This is a genomic window from Actinokineospora sp. NPDC004072, assembly GCF_053604195.1.
Genome location: NZ_JBSGHB010000005.1, coordinates 316,507 through 332,291, shown reverse-complemented (window position 1 = coordinate 332,291; position 15,785 = coordinate 316,507). Strand labels below are relative to the sequence as shown.

General features: G+C 69.3%; 11 protein-coding genes. 10 read left to right on the top strand and 1 reads right to left on the bottom strand.

What is annotated here, in order from left to right:
- Positions 1–403: 403 nt before the first annotated feature.
- The 9 genes from ACWEPX_RS10550 (at position 404) to ACWEPX_RS10510 (ending at position 12,739) form a co-directional block, all read left to right on the top strand.
- On the top strand, positions 404–1,381 hold the full coding sequence (locus ACWEPX_RS10550; protein WP_451896846.1) for a hypothetical protein: 978 nt from the start codon (positions 404–406) through the stop codon (positions 1,379–1,381).
- A 182-nt stretch (positions 1,382–1,563) separates the two neighbouring features.
- Positions 1,564–1,881, top strand: coding sequence for a pilin (locus tag ACWEPX_RS10545; RefSeq protein ID WP_110341604.1), 318 nt, complete (start codon positions 1,564–1,566; stop codon positions 1,879–1,881).
- A gap of 99 nt (positions 1,882–1,980) precedes the next feature.
- Positions 1,981–3,996, top strand: coding sequence for a hypothetical protein (locus tag ACWEPX_RS10540; protein ID WP_451896845.1), 2,016 nt, complete (start codon positions 1,981–1,983; stop codon positions 3,994–3,996).
- Positions 3,993–5,213, top strand: a complete 1,221-nt coding sequence (locus tag ACWEPX_RS10535) for a PrgI family protein (protein WP_451896844.1) — start codon at positions 3,993–3,995, stop codon at positions 5,211–5,213. Before ACWEPX_RS10540 ends, ACWEPX_RS10535 begins: the two co-directional genes overlap by 4 nt.
- The gene (locus ACWEPX_RS10530; protein ID WP_451896843.1) at positions 5,213–7,126 is read left to right on the top strand and encodes a VirB4 family type IV secretion system protein; all 1,914 of its coding nucleotides are present in this window, start codon (positions 5,213–5,215) and stop codon (positions 7,124–7,126) included. Before ACWEPX_RS10535 ends, ACWEPX_RS10530 begins: the two co-directional genes overlap by 1 nt.
- 56 nt (positions 7,127–7,182) lie before the next feature.
- A complete protein-coding gene (locus tag ACWEPX_RS10525) occupies positions 7,183–8,016 on the top strand; it encodes a GP88 family protein (protein WP_451896842.1) in 834 nt (277 codons plus the stop codon).
- A gap of 48 nt (positions 8,017–8,064) precedes the next feature.
- Positions 8,065–10,608: a type IV secretory system conjugative DNA transfer family protein gene (locus ACWEPX_RS10520; protein WP_451896841.1), complete on the top strand. Its 2,544-nt coding sequence runs from the start codon at positions 8,065–8,067 to the stop codon at positions 10,606–10,608.
- Positions 10,609–10,735: 127 nt separating this feature from the next.
- On the top strand, positions 10,736–11,779 hold the full coding sequence (locus ACWEPX_RS10515) for a replication-relaxation family protein (protein WP_451896840.1): 1,044 nt from the start codon (positions 10,736–10,738) through the stop codon (positions 11,777–11,779).
- A gap of 3 nt (positions 11,780–11,782) precedes the next feature.
- Positions 11,783–12,739, top strand: coding sequence for a C40 family peptidase (locus ACWEPX_RS10510; protein WP_451896839.1), 957 nt, complete (start codon positions 11,783–11,785; stop codon positions 12,737–12,739).
- An 11-nt stretch (positions 12,740–12,750) separates the two neighbouring features.
- Here the strand turns inward: ACWEPX_RS10510 and ACWEPX_RS10505 are convergent, their stop codons facing one another.
- A complete protein-coding gene (locus ACWEPX_RS10505; protein WP_451896838.1) occupies positions 12,751–12,888 on the bottom strand; it encodes a hypothetical protein in 138 nt (45 codons plus the stop codon).
- A gap of 228 nt (positions 12,889–13,116) precedes the next feature.
- Here ACWEPX_RS10505 and ACWEPX_RS10500 point away from each other — a divergent pair, with 228 nt between their 5' ends.
- Entirely contained in the window at positions 13,117–15,765 is a 2,649-nt protein-coding gene (locus ACWEPX_RS10500) for a tetratricopeptide repeat protein (RefSeq protein ID WP_451896837.1), read from the top strand.
- Positions 15,766–15,785 lie beyond the last annotated feature (20 nt).

Genomic DNA, 15,785 nt, shown 5'->3' with positions numbered 1-15,785 from the left:
CAGTTCTGTCAAAGCCGTGACTGAGGAACCGCTTGTCCGGTCACCTCACGCCGCCGCAAGTCGCTTCCTGGACCAGTCGCGGCCAGATTTTTCAAGATTTTTTCGGCGCTGCGGCGTGGATCTTGCCGTCGGCCCGCATCGGAGCCGGCCGTGGCTACTAGCGCTGTACTAGCGAACGACTAGAGCCGCAGGTCAGCAGCTACTAGTCTCGATCAACACTCGTAGGCCGCTAAGCCCTCTTTTTGATCTTGACTCGACGCTTTCGCGGGGCGAAATAGTAGTTCGCTAGTAGCCTCGATGCGGTTCGCTAGTTGGCGCCTAGTAATGGCGTGGTATTTCCGTGGTATCGGTCGTGGCTTCCTGACGTCGTTGTTGTTCGCATCGACGCCGTGGGAGTCACGACATGGCAGCACAATCCGTTTTTCGTCGCCGTGGCGACGAGGCTGTCCCGAACTCATTGGATATCGCGCGGGACACGTTTACCTGGCTGGTGACCGGGCCGCATCCGGTGTCGCTGAACGGCCGGCTCTTCCCCGGCCTGCCCGACCGGTACATCCCGCTGGACGAGGTCCGCGACCGGCTGCTGGCGCGCCGGTGCCCGCAGGCGACGCGGGACGCGGTGTGGGCGCATCTGGTGCTGCGCTCCCGTACTGAAGGAGCGACCTGGACGGTCGCCGCGGTCGGGGTCGCACTGCCCGCGCTGACCTCGGTCGCGGCCACCCTGTCCGATCGGTTCGCCGGCGATCCGGCCGATGTTCACGCCGAGGTGTTGCGCGGCTTCCTGACCGCGTTGTCGACCATCGATCTGCGTCCGCCGCGGATCATGCTGCGACTGCGGTGGGCCGCCTACCGGTCCGGCTACGACGCGCTCGCCGAGGCGCTGGCGGGTCCGACTCCAGTCGCGCCGGGCTTCCGATCCACCCCGCCGCACACGCCGTGGGGACACCCGGATCTGGTCCTCGCTCGCGCGGTCGCGGACGGAGTCCTGACCCAGACCGAGGCCGCACTCATCGGGGCGACCCGGTTGGAAGAGGTGCCCGTCGCGGACTGGGCCGCGGCGCACCAGACCGGCGAGTGGGCGGTCTACAAGACGCGCAAACGCGCCGAGCTCCGGCTCGCCGCGTACCTGCGCGACGGTGCCGCCGAGACCGATCCGACCGACCCGCTGACCGACCAGGTAGCCACCGCGGTGGCCCTCGCGCGCCCGGTCTCGCCGGTCCGCGACTTGCCGCGGTCGTCACTTTCCGTGTCCGTTGCTGACGCGGAATCGGGGCAGAAAGTTCAGGGTCGCGTGTCCAAAACGGACGCGAAATCCGGAGTTCAGGGCTGCGGGACACACCCGCGCTCAGCCCGACCTTCGGAGGTGCCCCAATGCGCCTGATCGATCGATTCTTCCCCGCCGCGAGCGGACCGCGCAGCGCCCGCCTCGACGGCAATCCGCAGCCGCCAGCCGAGGCCCCAGCGTCGAGCACGCCGGACGAGGTCACCGGCAGCGAGCCGACCAGTGCTCCGATCATTACGCCGGAGGACTGGACCCCGGTCCGCCCCCGCCGCTGGTCGCACGTGGTGCTGATCGTCGAGCTGGCGATCCTCGCGCTGTTGGCGTCGGCGTCGGCGGCGCACGCCGACACGATGGTCGTCGCCCTCGCGGACTCGGTGACCACTGTCCTGAACAACGTCCGCAACTGGATCATGGGCATCTTGGCCGGTCTGGCCACGGTGTTCCTGTCCATCGGCGGCGTCCGCTACGTGATGGGCGGCGGCGACCCCGGCGAGGTCGAGAAGGCCAAGACCGCGTTCAAGTCCGCCGGGTGGGGCTACGGCCTTGCGGCGCTCGCGCCCCTGGTCGTGGAGATCCTCAAAGGGATCGTGGGGGCCTGACCGATGGCCGTCAGCACCCCGCCCACGGTTCGCCCGTACCGCCGGTCCGGCGGCCCGGTCGCGACCGCTGCCGCCGGACGAATCGACGGGGACCGAGCGATGCTCTCCCCGGTCTCCGACGCCAGCGCCGCGGCCGACCGGCCGCCGGCCGGTCGGCCGCGGCGCTGGCGCGCGGGCTGGATGCTGGCGCTGAGCATCGTCGTGCTCCTGGTCGGCGTCCTCGCGGTCAGCGCGTGGGCCTCGCCCACTGCTCCGCAGCAGCCCCCGCCGCAACCACCGCTCCCGATCCCGACGGTGGATCCCTGCACGCCGGGTTCGCCGCTGCCGGTCTGCCAACTGCCCGCACCGACCACCACCAAGCCGCTGCCCACCGCGCCGCTGCCACTCCCGACCGGGGTGCCCGCGCCGACGACATGCAGCTTCCCCGGCCAGGTCGGCTGCACCTCGTCCACGCCGACCACGACGCCGAGCCAGCCGTGCACGGGTGAGGACTGCATCCCGCAGCCGACCACGCCACCACCGAGCACTGGCCCGCAGCAGCCGGGCACGGGCAGCGGCGAGGGCGACTCGGACTGTGGGATCACCGACATCGGGGCCTGCATCACCGAGGCCATCAACGGCGCGTTCCGCAGCATCGTCGACGCCGCACTCTCGCCAATCCTGGAGCTGATCGGGCACACCGCACTGTCCACGCCGACGATCAGCGACCTGCCCGGCATCGGCGAGTTGTGGAACAACTCGTGGGAGCTCGTGGTCGCCGCCTACGGCCTGCTCATCCTCCTCGGCGGCATCGTCGTCATGGGCCACGAGAGCGTCCAGGCGCGCTACTCAATCAAGGAGATCGGGCCCAGGATCCCGCTCGCGTTCATGGCCTCGGCGCTGTCGCTGTTCTTCACCGACAAGCTCATCCGACTGGCCAACGGCCTGACCCTGGGCATCCTCGGCGACGGGGTCAACGCGCCCTCGCTGGGCAACACCCTCAAGGACGCCGTCGCCGGCATCCAGACCGGCGGACTGTTCATCATCCTGGTCGGCCTCGTGCTCGTCGTGGTCGGCCTGGGCCTACTGGTCGTCTACGTGGTCCGGATCGTCATCACCCTCGTCCTGATCATCTCGGGCCCCTTGTTCCTGATGTTCCACGCGCTGCCGCACACCGACCCGCTGGCCCGCTGGTGGTGGAAGGCGCTCACCGCGACGCTGTCGATCCAGGTCGCTCAGGCGCTGGTGCTGATCACCGCGGTCCGCACGTTCCTGTCCGGCGGCGTGAATCTGTTCGGCTCGACGCTGTCCGCGCTCGGCACGCTGGTCGCCGCGATCGCGCTCTTTTTCATCCTGTTCAAGATCCCGTTCTGGCTCTTGAAGGCGGTCAAGGTCAGCTCGGGCCGCTCGTTCCTCGGCGGCTTGGCCCGCGCCTACATCGCGGCGAAGACCTTCGGCATGGTCGCCGGGAAGACCGGCGCGCTCGGCAAGGTCGGCGGCGCCGTCGGCGCGAAGAGCGGCGGCGGCGGAGGCGGGGGCGGCGGAGGTGGCCGCGGTGGCGGATCGGCAGACCCGCCGTGGCCCGCCCAGCCGCGCCTCGCACCCACCCCGGAGATGGTCAACAAGCGGCTCAAAGCGGCCCATGACGCCGAGCGCGCCCGCGCGGCCCGCCGGTCCCGGCTGCCCTCGCAGGCACCGCAGTTCCTGCAGCCCTCGCCCCAAGACACCACCCACGACCCCGCCGTCACCCCGGCGAACCAGGGACCAGCCATGCCTCCTGAGTTCAGTTCCGCACCCACGCCCGCCACGCCGATCTCCCCGCCGAGGCGGGGACCTCGGCCCGGATCTGCGCCGCAGTTCCAAGCCGCCGGAGGGCCGCGTCGACGCGGCGCCACCCCACCCCCGGCCCGCCCAATCCGGACTGCGGCGGTGCCCCCGCAGTTGCAGTTCCGGCCCGCCACGCCACCCGCGCCGCGGCCGTCCTCGCCACCCAGGCCGGCGTCCGCTCCTACCGCGCCGGTGTTCCGGCAAGCCCAACCCGAGCCGCGCATCGGAGACGCCTACCGGCGCACCCAGTCCGTTCCGCCACCGGTGTTCCGCGCACCGAAACCGGCCCCAGGAGGTGAAGGGAAATGAGTCAGCCGGTAAGGATTCCCGCCGACGTCGATCGCGAGGACCGCGTCATCGGCCCGCTGACCGCACGGCAGCTGCTCATCCTCGCCGTCACCGGGATCGTGCTGTACGGGGCGTACACGATCACCCGCGAGTTCGTGCCGCTGGTGGCGTTCCTCATCGTCGCCATCCCGATCGGGGTGACCGCCGCGTTCCTCGCGCTGGGTCAGCGCGACGGCGTCACCATGGACCGGTTGGTGCTGGCGGCTTTGCGGCAGCGGATGAGCCCACAGCACCGAGTAGCCGCACCGGAAGGCATCCGCCCCGTCCCCGAGTGGCTGGGCAGCCAGGTCGCGAACACCAGCAGCAAGGGCCGTGCCAAGGGGAAGGACAGCGCGGGCGGCACGGATGCCGCGGCATCGACGGTCTCGCCGGCCGCGCTGCGGCTGCCCGCCGAAGCGGTCACCGACACCGGTGTCATCGACCTCGGTAAAGACGGCGTCGCCGTGGTCGCGGTCTGCTCCACGATCAACTTCGGGCTGCGCACCCCGGCCGAGCAGGAGTCCCTCGTCGCCTCCTTCGGACGCTACCTGCACAGCTTGACGGCACCGGTGCAGGTGCTGGTGCGGGCGGAACGGCTGGACCTGTCCGGGCAGATCGCCGAGCTCCGTGAACAGGCCGGCGGCCTGCCGCACCCGGCGCTGGAACGGGCGGCGCGCGAGCACGCCGAGTACCTCGACCAGCTTGGCCGCGCCACCGACCTGCTGCGCCGTCAGGTGTTGTTGATCCTGCGCGAACCGCTGCTGACCACGGGTCCGACCGATGGGCTCGGTGGCGCCTCGCCGCTGGCGGCGTTGACGGCGAAACGCCGGGCCGCCAAGCAAGCCGCCTTGGTTGACGACGCCACCCGCCGCGCGGCCGAAGCCCGGCTGGTCCGCCGGCTCGGCGAGGCGGTCGAGCTGCTGTCCCCTTCGGGAATCGTGGTCACCCCGCTGGACGCCGGACAGGCCACCGCGGTGCTCGCCGCGGCCTGCAACCCCGACAGCGTGATCCCGCCGAACTCCGGTCTCGCCGGCTCGGACGAGGTCATTACCACCGCCCCGGACGAGGGCTGGGACGCGGGCGCGTTCGGCCGCGCCGCGTTCCCCACCGACGACGAGTTCGGCGAGGCCGAGGACGCCTGGGACGACGACGCCGAGGACCCCGACGACTACGCCAATTCCGCGGGGAGGTACCGCTGATGAAGACCAAGGACAAGCGCCGCGGCCGGAAGGCCCAGGCCGTGCAGCCGCCGCTCGGGCGGGCCAGCGCGTTCACCCCGGACGCCATCTCCGTGCGCCCCCGCGCGCTGGAAGTCGGTGGCGAATGGGTCGCGAGCTTCGCCGTCGTCGGCTACCCGCGCGAGGTCCACCCCGGCTGGTTGCAGCCGCTGCTGACCTACCCCGGACGCGTCGACGTCTCGCTGCACATCGAGCCGATCGACCCGGTCACCGCGGCCAACCGCCTCAAGAAACAGCTGTCGAAATTGGAGTCCGGCAGGCGGCACACGAGCGAGAAAGGCCGGCTGGTCGACCCGCACGTCGAAGCAGCCACTGAGGACGCCTACGACCTGTCCGCACGGGTCGCCCGCGGCGAGGGCAAGCTCTACCGGCTCGGGCTGTACCTGACCGTGCACGCCCCCACCGAGGAAGCCCTCAGCGACGAAGTCGCCGCGATCCGATCGCTGGCAGCGTCGCTGCTACTGGACTGCAAACCCACCACCTACCGCAGCCTGCAGGGCTGGATCACCAGCCTGCCCCTGGGCCTCGATCTCGTGGGCATGAGGAGGACGTTCGACACCAGCGCGCTGTCCGCGGCGTTCCCGTTCACCTCGCCGGACCTGCCGCCGCCGGACCCGACCTCGGTCGGCGCACCGAGCGGCGTGCTCTACGGCTTCAACGTCGGCAGCCAGGGCCTCGTGCACCATGACCGGTTCTCTCTGGACAACCACAACAGCGTGATCCTGGGCCGCTCCGGCGCGGGCAAGAGCTACCTGGTGAAGCTGGAGTTGCTGCGGTCGCTGTACCGCGGGATCGAGATCCACGTCATCGACCCCGAGGACGAGTACGCCCGGCTCGCCGCTGCGGTCGGCGGGACGTATGTCCACCTCGGCGCCGAGCAGGTCCGGCTCAACCCGATGGACTTGCCAATCCACACCCGTCCGGACGGGCGCCGCACCGCGCCGCGCGACGCGCTGATTCGCCGGTCGCTGTTCCTGCACACCGTGATCTCGGTGCTGCTGGGCAGCGAGCTCGAAGCGACCGAACGCGCAGCGCTGGACCGGGCGATCACCGCCACCTACCAACGCGTCGGGATCACCTCCGACCCGCGGACCTGGACCCGCCCGGCACCACTGCTGGCCGACCTCGCTGAGGTCCTCGCCGACGCCGGTGATCCCGCCGGGGTCGAACTCGCGGCCCGGCTGCACCCGTACGTCACCGGCGCGTTCTCCGGGCTGTTCTCCGGCCCGACCTCGACCCGCCCGGAGGGACACCTGGTGGTGTTCTCGCTGCGGGATCTCGCCGACGAGCTCAAGCCGATCGGCACGCTGCTGACGCTCGACGCGGTCTGGCGGCAGGTCTCCAACCCGGCCATTCGCAAGCCGCGGTTGGTCGTCGTGGACGAGGCATGGCTGCTGATGAAGGAGCCCGCCGGTGCCGAGTTCTTGTTCCGGATGGCCAAGGCGAGCCGCAAGCAGTGGGCGGGCCTCACAGTCGCCACGCAGGACACCGCGGACGTTCTGGGTTCGGACCTGGGCAAGGCGGTTGTCGCGAACGCGGCGACGCAGATCCTGCTGCGGCAAGCCTCGCAGGCGATCGACGAGATCACCCGCACCTTCGACCTCTCGATGGGTGAGCGCCAGTTCCTGCTCTCCGCCGACCGTGGTCAGGGACTCTTGTCGACCGGAACGCAGCGGGTGGCATTCCAGTCCATCGCCTCACCGGTCGAGCACGAATTGGTCACGTCCAACCCCGCAGAAATCGCCGGATATTCCGACACCGCGTCGGGAATCGAGTCCTCCTTCGTCGAACTCGGCGGAGACGACGACGCCGCAGGAATCGCGGACTCGTTCGACGACGGCGAGGCGTCGCAGATCGAACTCGACGCCGCCTGACCACCCCAATCGCAAGCACTAATCCGTTCACGCCGAATCGCACCCAGGGGATACCCATGTCTACGTCACTGCCCATTTCCGCCACTGTCCACCGACCCGCTCGGCTCCTGACGCAAAACAGCGAAATGCGCCAGATCGGCGTGTGGAACTGGTCGCTGCCCGCCTGGGCCGGACGACTGCCCGACGGCCGCACCTACAACACGTGCCCGAGCGCCGGAATCTGTGCACAGGCGTGCTACGCCCGGCACGGCGCCTACACCTGGCCGGTCGTCCGCGCCAAGCACCAGTCAAATCTGATGTACGTCCTCGACGACCCGACCGGCTGGCGGCAAGCGATGGTCGCCGAACTCGGCGCGGCGAAGTTCCGCGGCGCTTGGATCAGAATTCACGACTCCGGCGATTTCTTTTCCGACTCATATCTTCAGGCTTGGCTGGACATCTGCCGGGCTCGCCCGGACACGAATTTCTATGCCTATACAAAAGAGGTGTCTCGGTTCCGGGCGCTCGTCGAGCCTGACCCGCCGCCAAATTTTCTGTGGGTCTATTCCTACGGCGGGACACAGGACGCCGCGCTGAATCCCGCCGCCGATCGGGTCGCTGATGTGTTTCCCGACGAGTCCGCGATCGCCGAGGCGGGCTGGGCCTCGCAGGAAGCCAGCGACCTGCTCGCGGTCCTGGGCCCGCGGCTGGTCGGTGTGCCGGCCAACCGCATTCCCGCCTACCTCAAGCGGCTGGCCGGGCGCCGGTTCTCCGAGTGGCAAGCCGAGGTCGACGTCGAACGCGCTGCCCGCCGGGACCGCCGGCATCTGCGGCTCGTGGTCGACAACACCCGCCCTGACCGCAGCCAGCAGCCCACGGGCGAGCCGGCTGACCAGTCACGGGCGGCCTGACCGCTGCTCACACCCGTCCCGTCGACCGCTTCCGTGGGGAGGTCCCCAATGTCCTGGCCAATCACCGCCACACCCCTGTCGACCCTCGTCCCTCCGCGGGTCGAGCAGGCCGCGGACGTGCTTGCCTCACCGGTCGGCGACTACCTGCGTGACCCGCTCGGCGCGTTCCAGAACGTGCTGGCGCACCTGCGCGACCTCGCCCTCACGTGGGGCCCGATCGTCGGGCCGGTGCTCGCGGTCGCTGTCACCGCCGCGGTCGTCGCGCGCCGCCGGTGGCGCCGCCGCTACCACCAGCGCCTGGCCACCGATGCCCGCCTGGTCACCGTGCTCGCGCCACCGACGGTCGACCCGTCCGGGGCGATCACCGTGTGGTCCAATCTCGTCGGCTTGCTGCGGCCGGGCTGGCTGCGCCGCTTCGGCGGGCAGCCGCACCTGAGCTTCGAGCTGACCTTCACCGACGACGGCGTGCAGATCCGGCTGTGGGTGCCCGGCCTGGTGCCGCCCGGCATGGTCGAGCGCGCGATCGAGGCCGCCTGGCCCGGCGCGCACACCCGCACCACCCCCGCCAAGCCCCCGATCCCGACCACCGCAGCAGCAGGCCGGCGGGTCGAAGCGGTCGGCGGCGAGCTGCGGCTGGCGCGCTCGGAGGCGCTGCCGATCCGCACCGAGCACCCGGCCGACCCGATTCGCGCGATGCTCGGCGCGCCGGTCGGGCTCGGCCCGCACGAACGGGCCTGCGTGCAGATCCTCGCCCGCCCCGTCGCCGGCCACCGGGTGACCAAGGCACGGCGCGCGGCCCGGCGGGTGCACGCGGGCGGCTCGGTCCACCTGGTCGGCCGGCTGCTCGACGCCATCACGCCGGGCAAGACGCCCAAGCCGTCGACCAGCACGCGGACGCCGGGACTGGATCGGCAGACCAGCCTGGAGTACGCCGCCCAGGACCGTGCTGTGGTCGAGAAGCTGCGGGCGAACCAGTTCGAGACCCGCATCCGCTACGCCGTGGCCACCACCGTCCCCGAGGACGCCACGTCGGGCGAGGTCCAGGCGGTGCGGGAGGTGCTGCGGGGCCGTGGGCACGCGATCGCCTCGGCGTTCGCCGCCTACTCCGAGCACAACTACTACCGCCGGGTCCGGCTGCGCCGCGACCCGGTCGCCGTGTTGGCCGAACGCCGCCTGGGCAAGGGCGACCTGCTCTCGATCCCGGAGCTGGCCGCGATCGCGCACCTGCCAATCGACGAGTCCACCCCCGGCCTGCAGCGGGCCGGCGCGAAGGCCGTGCCGCCCCCGCCGGGCATCGCCACGGTCGGCGAGCAGATCAAGCCCCTGGGGCTGTCGGACTCCGGGCACTCCCGCCCGGTCGGCCTGCATGTCGCCGACGCCCGCCACCACCTGCACATCCTCGGCGCCACCGGTAGCGGCAAGTCCGAGCTGATGGCCCGGATGATCCTGGCCGACGCCGAGGCCGGTCGAGGTGTCGTCGTGGTCGACCCGAAAGGCGACCTGGTCAGCGACATCCTGATGCGCCTGCCCGAGGAGCTCGGCGAGAAGGTCGTGCTGTTCGACGCCGACTCCCGAGCCCGTCCGCCGGTGCTCAACCCGCTGGAGGGAGCGGACAAGGCCCGCGCGGTCGACAACCTCGTCAGCATCTTCTCCCGGATCTACGCCTCCTCGTGGGGGCCGCGCACCGACGACATCCTGCGCGCCGGGCTGCTCACCCTGACCGCGATGCCCGGCACCCCGACCCTGGTCGACCTGCCCAAGCTGTTGACCGTGCCGGCGTACCGAGCTCGGGCCTGCGACCAGATCGACGACGAGGTCCTCAAGGGCTTCTGGTCCTGGTACGACGACCTGTCCGAAGCCAGCCGCGCACAAGTGATCGCACCGCTGATGAACAAGATCCGCGGCTTCCTGCTGCGCCCGTTTGTCCGCGCCGCCATCGCAGGCGGCACGTCCACTGTGGACATGGACGAGGTGCTCAACACCGGCGGCATCTGCCTGGTGCGCATCGCCCGCGACGCGCTCGGCATGGAAACCGCGCGACTGGTCGGCTCCATCGTCGTGGCCCGCACCTGGCAAGCCGCCACCCGCCGGGCCCGTGTCCCGCAGCGTCAACGCCGCGATTGCGGGCTGTACGTGGACGAGTGCCACAACTTCTTGAACTTGGCCTACCCGTTGGAGGACATGCTCGCCGAGGCCCGCGGCTACCGGCTCTCCATGGCGTTGGCGCACCAGTACCTCGGACAGCTACCGAAGGAGCTCGAAGAGGGCATCAGCACCAACGCCCGCAGCAAGATCTTCTTCAACGCCTCGCCCGAGGACGCGAAGCGGCTGGCCCGGCACACCATGCCGCGCCTTTCTGATCACGACCTGTCCAATCTCGGCGTCTACCACGTCGCCGCCCGGCTCGTCCTGGGCGGCGAGGAAGCACCGCCATTCACTGCGGTCACCGAGAAGCTCCCGCCCCCGATTCCCGGACGTGCCAAGGCAATCCGCAAAGCAGCCAGAGTCAACACCCGCCCGCCCGTCACCGACGCCGACCTCGCCGCGGGCGGATCCGGGCAGCCCACTGTGGACCCACGCCGCGCGGCCTGACCCGTCAGTTCTCGTTCTCCCGCAACGCATGCGGGCTCACCCATCGCGCACGGTCCGCTCCCGGTGATCCCGCGTGCGTTGCCTTCGCCTTCCCCCATTCCGGCCAACGCCTGGGAGGTGCCTACCCATGATTTCGAATCCCACGCCTCAGAGGGCATTGCGCGGGCACATGCCCCAACGCCCCACGCCACGGTCGGCCACCACCGGGGAACACCACGCCCAGCTCGCCGGACGGCTCACCCTCCGGGACCGCTGGCTGGCCCGGATGCTGCACGAGCACAAGGTCTTCACCACCCAGCAGATCGTCGAACTCTGCTACCCGACCATGCGTGCGGCCAACCACCGCCTGCTCGACCTGTTCAAGTGGCGCGTCGTCGACCGCTTCCAGCCGTTCGTCAGCGCCGGCACCGCACCGATGCACTACGTGCTCGACATCGCCGGAGCGGTCGCCCTGGCCTACGAGGACGGCCTCGACCCCAAGCAACTCGGCTACCGCCACGAGGACGCCATCGGCATCGCCCACTCCCTGCTCCTCGCGCACACCGTGGGCGTCAACGGCTTCTTCACCACCCTCGTCGCACTCAGCCGACGGCCCGGCGCCCGCGGACGGCTGACGGCGTGGTGGTCCGAGCTGCGCTGCGGCCGGCTCTTCGGCGACATGGTCCGCCCCGACGCCTACGGCCGCTGGCGCGAAGACGGCCACCAGATCGAGTTCTTCCTCGAATTCGACTTCGGCACCGAGGACCTCGGCAAGCTCGGCCGCAAGCTGCACGGCTACGAAAAACTCGCCACCGCAACGGGAATCACCACCCCCGTCCTGGTGTGGCTGCCCACCAACCGCCGCGAAACCACCGCGCGCAGGGCGCTCGCCGACGCCCTGTCCCAGTTGGACCGCCCCGCGCTCGTGCCCGTAGCCACCAGCGCCGCAGATGTCGCGGGCGTGGCCGGCGAGGACAACCCCGCCGCCGCGCGGTGGTTGCCGATCTCCGGCCCGGCGTCGCGACGGCCCGGCCGGCTGCGCCTTGTCGAGCTCGCGCGGCTCTGGCCCCACGTCGAGCCGCCCTCCGCGGTGCCGTCCTCGACATCGGCCCAGGCGCAGCAGGCGCCCGCGGAACTGGCCGCGCCGGACCCGCTCCCTCCACCCCTCCCCACCAGCCGCTTTCGGAGGTGACCCATGAAGATCGCCGTTGCAGCTGTCGCGGCCATCATCGCTATCCCCATTCTCATCGGGGGTGTCGGCAAAGCCATCGTCAGTGCGCTGTTCGGCACCGGTGGCAGCGAGCCGAGCCAGGCCGCGATCGCCGAGATCCCCAACGACTACTTGTCGCTCTACCGAGCCGCAGCCTCCGTGTGCCCAGGGCTGGACTGGACAATCCTCGCCGCGATCGGCGACGCCGAATCCAAGCACGGCCGCGGTTCCGGCGAGGGCATCAAGGAAGGCGAGAACTACATGGGGGCCGGCGGTCCCATGCAGTTCCTCAAGCCCACATTCGACGGCGTGGTCGCGCGGCACACGATCCCGCCCGGTGGCTCGAATCCGCCGTCACGCTACAACCCGCACGACGCCATCTACGCCGCCGCGTTCTATCTGTGCGATTCCGGGGCACAGAAGGACATCCGCAAGGCACTGTTCGCCTACAACCACTCCGAGGAGTACGTCAACGGCGTTCTGGCACAAGCAAAACGCTACGGCACCGCCACCGTCGGAACCGGCGACTGCAACAAGATCCAGGCACCCAACCCGGCCGCGATCATGGCGATCAACTTCGCCTGCGGCCAACTCGGCCTCCCGTACGTCTGGGGCGGCAACGGACCAGCCGGCGGACACGCCGGCTTCGACTGCTCCGGCCTCACCAAAGCCGCCTACAACGCAGCCGGAATCAACCTGCCTCGCACTGCGCAGACGCAGTACAACGCGGGGCCACTGGTGCCTGCCGGCCAACCGCTGCTTCCGGGTGACCTGGTTTTCTACGGAACACCCGGCAACGTCCACCACGTCGGCCTGTACATCGGCGCGGGAAAAATGGTGCACGCCCCGACCTTCGGCCAGCCGGTCCAGGTCAGCAACTACCGATGGAACGGAGACGACTACCTTGCGGCGAGCCGTCCCACGGGCGATTCTCGTGTCTAAAGTGGACATTGTTAGTGCTGGTCTTCTTCCATGGGACGTTCAGAAGCGACTACCCGGCGGTTGCGAACTGTGGTCATGAGGTTGGTTAGCGCCGTGACGAGCGCGAGCAGGTTGCCAGCCGCTTGAACAAGATCGAACCACTGCGTCATCACGTTCTCCCAGATGTCGAGTGAGCCCCTGTCGGGCTCGGCTTCAACTCGGGACGAGTCCAGCAGCCGGGGCGGTCGTCCGACCATGCCGACGGAGGGAACTCGGAGGAACGTCCGTTCGTCGCCCTGCCGATGACCTGCGGCTGCTCGTGCGAAGACGCCAGCTTCTACTCTGGTCGTCGGAGGCTTTAGCAGGCGTCGGAGGGCGGCGGGAGGATCGGGGGCAGGATGGCAGAGCGGGAGACGCTGGTTGTCGACGATCCGGTACGTGTCAACACAGCCGCCGAGCTCGCCGGTTGCCTCGAAGGACTGCGCCGCAGGCGTAGGCTGTCGTACGAGGCCATGGAGCAGGCTGCGAGAAAGCTGCGTCCTCGACCGGGTGAGCCTCGGTATGAACACCTAGGCAAGTCCACCGTCGGCGAAATCGTGACGGGTCGACGGCTGCCGACCGAGGGCAAGCTCCGAACCTTCTTGACGATCTGTCAAATACCTCTCGTGGACCAGGTCCAGTGGCGCGCCGCGTGGGAACGCGCCCGTGCCGCTGACCTGGCGAGGCCAGATCGTGCAGTGCGAGTACAGGATGCTCGGCCACGGCATATCGGCGTGCACGCGGCGATACAAGTCGGCGGAACTACCGGTGACCTGCCGACCTACATCCCCCGCGAAATCGACGACGCTCTCCGAGCCAATCTGCTCGCCGGCACTGCCAGCGGCTGCTTCCTGTTGTTGATCGGGGGCTCGTCGGTAGGCAAAACGCGGACCCTGTACGAGGCTGTGCTCGCCGTAATACCTGACTGGTGGCTAGTCCAGCCGGCGGACGCTCAGGAGATCGCAGGCACTGCTGCCGCGCCGACCGCTCGTACCGTGCTGTGGCTGGACGAGTTGCAGCGCTACCTCGGTGGCGAGAACGGCTTGACAGCAGCCTGCGTCCGGACCCTCGTCCGCGCTGGGGTGGTCGTGGTCGGCACGCTCTGGCCCGACGAATACGCGGCTAGGACCGCGCTGCGTTCCGATGGCATGGAAGATCCGCATGCTCGCGATCGGGAACTGCTCGACATGGCACGCGTGATCGACGTCGCCGACGCCTTCACCGCGGTGGAGAACCAGAACGCCCGATCCGCGGCAGAGTTGGATCTGCGCATCCAGGCTGCGCTGGATAGCCGCGACGGCGGCGTCACCCAGGTGTTGGCCGCCGGCCCGGAGATGGTCAGGCGTTGGGAACAGGCTCCTGATCCATACGGCCGCGCGGTGCTCACCGCGGCGATAGACGCCCGACGTGTCGGAGTGACCTCTCCACTCACCGAAGACGTCGTGGCCGCGGCCGTACCGGGCTACCTGACCCCGGCCCAACGTGCCACGGCCCCAGCCGATTGGCTGCAACGCGCGCTCACCTACGCCACGACACACCTCCATGGCGCGGCGGCTGCCCTCAGCCCCGTGCCCGGAGACACCATGGGCCAGACGGCTGGATACCGGGCGTCCGACTTCCTATTCCAGCACGCGCGACGGGTTCGTCGAACCTCCCCGATCCCCACGACGGCGTGGCAAAGCCTCGTCGGCTACGTCACCGACTTCGACGACATGTATCGCCTGGCGGACAGCGCCTACGAGCGCGGGCTTTACCGCTATGCCGAACCGGTCTACCGACGGATAGTCGATGGTCGTCCGTGGTTTGCGACTGCGGCCCACCGGCTGACCAAGATGTTGGACCGGCAGGGCCGGGTGGACGAGGCAGCCACGCTCTTGCGTGCACTCGGCGGCTACGATGCCGCGCAGGCGCTAGCGCACGTGCTCAGCGCACACGGCCGGACTGATGACGCCATCAAGGTCCTCAGTCCCTGGGTCGATGCTGAGGAGGAAGGCCGCTACGCGGCGTGGGTCCTCGCGGAGCTGTATGCCGAACAAGGCCGTGACGTAGAAGCTATTGAGCTCCTTCTACCGGTCGGCTACTTCGACAGCGACGAGGATCCCGACCGACTCTCCGATACCCTGCGCGCCCGGCTGCTGGCCAAAATGGGTCGGCTCGACGAACTCCGTGAATGCGCCGAAGAGGACAGCATCGCCGCGGAGCACCTCATTCAAACGCTTGTCAGCCAGGGAGATCTCGAAGGGGCACTCAGCTTCCTGCGTGACGTCATACGATCACCTCTGAGTGACGGCTGGGTCATCGACAGGCATGCACAGTTGCTGGCTGAACACGGCCGTGCCGACGAGGCCCTCGACTCGGACGACTGGGAGTTCTGGCCGTCTCTGGAGGTGCAAGTCGAGCTCTATGCCGAGCAGGGCAGGTTCGATCAAGTCGACCTTCTGGTCGACATCGTCAGGGAACACGCAGATTCCCCACTCAGCGATCTACCTGGTTTGCTGGCCTCCCTCGGCAGATTCGACGAGTTGTACGCCAGAGCCCAGGCGGGAGAGGACAGGGCGGCGACGAAGTTGGCTGACGTCCTTCAGGACAAGGAACACACAGCCAACGCTGCCGTCTTCCTTCGTTCTCACGGCACCGATGTACTGCGCGATCTCGCGGAACTGCTAGGGCGCAGCGACTACGTCGCCGAAGGCATCGACCTCTTACAACACCAAGCCACTGCAGCCGGAATGCTCGGCACTGAGGAGCATGCGCAGACTTTGGTTGGCTTCGCCGAGCGCTACGCCGAGCTCAACAAACTTCGTGCGGAGGCTGACGCCGGTGACCATCAAGCAGCTGCCGAGCTCACCAGAATCCTGCTGGCATTGCGTGATGTCGACGGTTTGCGTGCCGAGTCGCGCGCAGGAACGGAATGGTCATTCCTGCGTTTGATCGATGCTCTGGTGGCCCTGGGACGACACGAGGAAGCTGACCAGGTGCGTAGATTCGGCTTCCCCACTGACGAATGACCGCGCTGGGGCCACCAGCC